This is a genomic window from Pseudomonas edaphica (assembly GCF_005863185.1).
Classification (GTDB): Bacteria; Pseudomonadota; Gammaproteobacteria; order Pseudomonadales; family Pseudomonadaceae; genus Aquipseudomonas; species Aquipseudomonas edaphica.
This window is the reverse complement of record NZ_VBVZ01000673.1, coordinates 1-3,180: the sequence shown is the minus strand read 5'-3', so window position 1 is coordinate 3,180 and position 3,180 is coordinate 1. Positions and strand designations below refer to the sequence as shown.

General features: G+C 60.6%; 4 protein-coding genes. 3 read left to right on the top strand and 1 reads right to left on the bottom strand.

Going from position 1 to position 3,180, the window contains the following annotated elements:
* Positions 1-349: 349 nt before the first annotated feature.
* Positions 350-586 (bottom strand): DUF6555 family protein, encoded by a 237-nt coding sequence (locus FEM54_RS28740; protein WP_017137532.1) that lies wholly within the window; start codon positions 584-586, stop codon positions 350-352.
* A gap of 120 nt (positions 587-706) precedes the next feature.
* On the opposite strand from FEM54_RS28740, the gene FEM54_RS28735 reads away from it, so the two are divergent.
* From FEM54_RS28735 to FEM54_RS28720, 3 genes are all read left to right on the top strand, one after another.
* Positions 707-1,540: an arylamine N-acetyltransferase family protein gene (locus tag FEM54_RS28735; protein WP_017137531.1), complete on the top strand. Its 834-nt coding sequence runs from the start codon at positions 707-709 to the stop codon at positions 1,538-1,540.
* Between the two features lie 430 nt (positions 1,541-1,970).
* Entirely contained in the window at positions 1,971-2,324 is a 354-nt protein-coding gene (locus FEM54_RS28725; protein ID WP_138453873.1) for a c-type cytochrome, read from the top strand.
* Positions 2,325-2,340: 16 nt separating this feature from the next.
* The coding region (locus FEM54_RS28720) for an FAD-binding protein (protein WP_138453872.1) at positions 2,341-3,180 on the top strand (840 nt) is incomplete at its 3' end.

Here is a 3,180-nt window from a genome sequence, read left to right as displayed (position 1 = left end):
TCTGAAATCGCCCCGTCAAACACGATGGCCGGAATCTGACAGTGATTTGGGGGGTAAACCGGCAGGGATGCCGGTTTAGCCGCGCTGGGCCAAGGATGGCCCATCGCGGCGGCCCCCCAAATCACTGGCGGATTGCGGGCATGCCGAGCCATAGCGAGGCACCGAGTGTTGGGGCGAGGACTTTTTGCTTACTTTTTGCTGGGCCGGCATTCCGGTCCTTCAAAAAGTGAGCCGCTGTAAGAGCGGAACCATAAGCCGCCGTTACCTAAATAACGGATATACACACCCCCCAACACCCCCCACAAACCAAACCCCGCAAAAGCGGGGCCTGATCACATCCAAACGAAACCTACTTGGGCGGCACCCAGGTCACCTCGCTGATCCCAAACTTCTCCGCCCAAGGCCGGGTAGTTTTCTTGACCTGCTCATGACCCACGCGCCCAATGCGGCTGACATGGGCAATGTCAGCATCGACCGCCGCCCAATGCCACGCTTCAGCGTTATTCATCACTTCGGCGCGTACCACAAAGGACTTCGGTTGACCGTGCAGTTGATAGTGAATGGTGTAGATTTTTGCGGTACTCATGTTGCCTCCCTGTCTTGTTATAGATGGATAGGCGGGCGTTCAAAAAGGTTCACTCAAAATGACAAGTCGCACACTGGCGCGGCATAGTGACGCATCCGCCACGCGCCCAAGGATCGCGCCATGTCCCGATTGACTCACAGCCAGCTCTACCTGCAGCGTCTGGGCTACGATTCAGCCCCGCCACCCACGCTCAAAACCTTGCAAGACCTGCAGCTGCGTCACGTGTGCACTTTCGCCTTTGAGAGCCTGTCGACATTGCTGCATTCACCGGTGCCGATTGACCTGCCCAGCATCGAGCAAAAGGTCTTGCTGGACGGGCGTGGTGGTTACTGTTTCGAGCTTAACTACCTGTTCCTGGCGCTGTTGCAGGAGCTGGGCTTCGACGCCCGCGGGCTTACCGGCTGGGTGGTGATGGGCGGGCCGCCTGATGCGCGCACCGGGCGCACCCATCGCCTGAGCCTGGTGACCCTGGACGGCGTGCGTTATGTCACCGATGTCGGTTTCGGCGGCATGGTGCCCAGCAGTCCGTTGCAGCTGGATACCGAGGTGCCCCAGGCCACCGCCCATGAACCTTATCGCCTGACCTTCAACGGTGCCGATTACACCCTGTGGGCGCAGGTGGGTGAGGAATGGCGTGGCTTATATGTGTTCGACCTGCAAGTGCAGGCCGATATCGACTACACCATCGGCAATTGGTACGTGTCGACGCACCCGGCTTCCGTTTTTGTCGGTCAGCTGAAAGCGGCGCGATTGGCACCGGGTAAACGCCATACCCTGGCCAATGCCAATTACGCGGTTCACTGCCTTGACCAGCCCAGCGAAAAGCGCGCAGTCGAGAGTGCTGATGAGTTACTGGAATTGCTGCAGGGCACCTTCGGTATTCGTTTGCCAAGTCATCCGCAGCTTCGCCAAACCCTTGATGGCTTAGTAATGGAAAACTCCAGGGAGCCTTGAGCTAGAGCCTTCGCTGAACCGTTTTACCTTCATGTCAATGCAAATTAATTCGAGCCTTTGGCAAAAGCCGAGGTTCGAACCGGTTCCTGAATAATTTGCTCACCAGACAAGGAGATGTAAAACGATGTCCAAGCTATTCGGAAAATTCCTCAAGGGTTCCTCACTGCTGGCGCTGGTCACCGCGCCTGCTGTGGTGTTCGCCGCAGCACCGACTGGCCCGATGTCCGTCCTGGGCCTGCAGGGCAGCTATAACGATTTCAAACTCGAAGGTGGGCAGCGACACGGTAGACCTCAAGGACCGCACCAACCCTTACGCCGAGCATTCGACTGTCCGCCCAAGCCCCCTTTGTGTCCCCCAAAACCCTCAACGCCCTGCCTTCGCTGCCTTAGTGTGCAAACAGCTTCCACTGCACAATAAGAGAGGGTGGCCATGCCCCGCACCGCGTTACTGTTGCTCGTACTCAGCCTGCTGACGGCCTGTGACGACACGCCCAAACCTGCCCCCGAACGCACTGCTGCGACCACGACCGTGCCCGCCGACCCGGCACTGGCCCAGGTCTACGACACCAGCTGCAAGCTATGCCACGCCAACCCGGCGGCCGGCGCGCCGTTGGCGGGTGACAAGGCTGCCTGGAGCCCGCGCGTCGCCCAGGGCGCCGACACGCTGCTGGATCACAGCATCAACGGCTACAACGGCATGCCGCCGATGGGGCTGTGCATGCAGTGTTCCGAAGCGCAGTTTCTGGCGCTGATCAGCTTTATGGCCGGTGTTCAACTCCAATAATAAAAAGAGGTGGTGGATGGCGCTTTCACGGCGGCAACTCTTGCAACGCTCGGCAGTGGCCGGGGTTTTTCTGGCCCTGTCGAGCAACCCGGTACTGGCCCAGTTGGCCCGCGCGCCACGGTTGATCCCGTGGCGCAACTGGTCGGGCGCGCAGACCTGCCTGCCGCTGGCGCGCCTGGCGCCCAAAGATCTGGATGAATTGGTGCAAATGATTCGCCAGGCACCGAGCACTATTCGGCCCGTAGGCTCGGCACATTCGTTCAGTGCCCTGGTGCCCACCGACGGCACCTTGCTGTCGCTGAGTTACTTCAATGGGCTGTTGGACCATGACCCCGCCACCTTGCAAGCGACCTTTGCCGCCGGCACGCCGATGTCGCGCATGGGGCCGGCGCTCAAGGCCGTCGGCCAGGCGCTGCCGAACATGGCGGACATCGATTACCAGACCCTGGCCGGGGCGATTTCCACCTCCACCCATGGCACCGGCTTGGGCTTTACCTCGTATTCCGGTTGCGTCACCGGCCTGCAACTGGTCACCGCCCAAGGCGCCGTGCTGGACTGCGATGCGCAACGCCATCCCGAGCTGTTCAGCGCCGCGCGCGTGTCTCTTGGTGCGCTGGGCGTGGTCACCCAGATCCGCTCGCAGAATCGCGCACCGTACCGCTTGCGTGAGCGTCAGTGGATCGCCAAGACCGAAGAGTTGCTGGAGGATGTGCACAAGAACACCCGCGAAAACCAGCACTGGGAAATGCTCGTGGTCACCCATTCCGACTACGCGCTGTCCATCGCCCTCAACGAAACCGATGACCCCGAAACGCCTCCCGTCGACCCGGCGGAGGCGGGCGGCAATGAGTTTGTG

Excerpts from the sequence above, each read along its gene's own strand:
- FEM54_RS28740 (WP_017137532.1), bottom strand. The coding sequence starts at position 586 with ATGAGTACCGCAAAAATCTACACCATTCACTATCAACTGCACGGTCAA.
- FEM54_RS28725 (WP_138453873.1), top strand. The coding sequence starts at position 1,971 with ATGCCCCGCACCGCGTTACTGTTGCTCGTACTCAGCCTGCTGACGGCC.
- FEM54_RS28735 (WP_017137531.1), top strand. The coding sequence starts at position 707 with ATGTCCCGATTGACTCACAGCCAGCTCTACCTGCAGCGTCTGGGCTAC.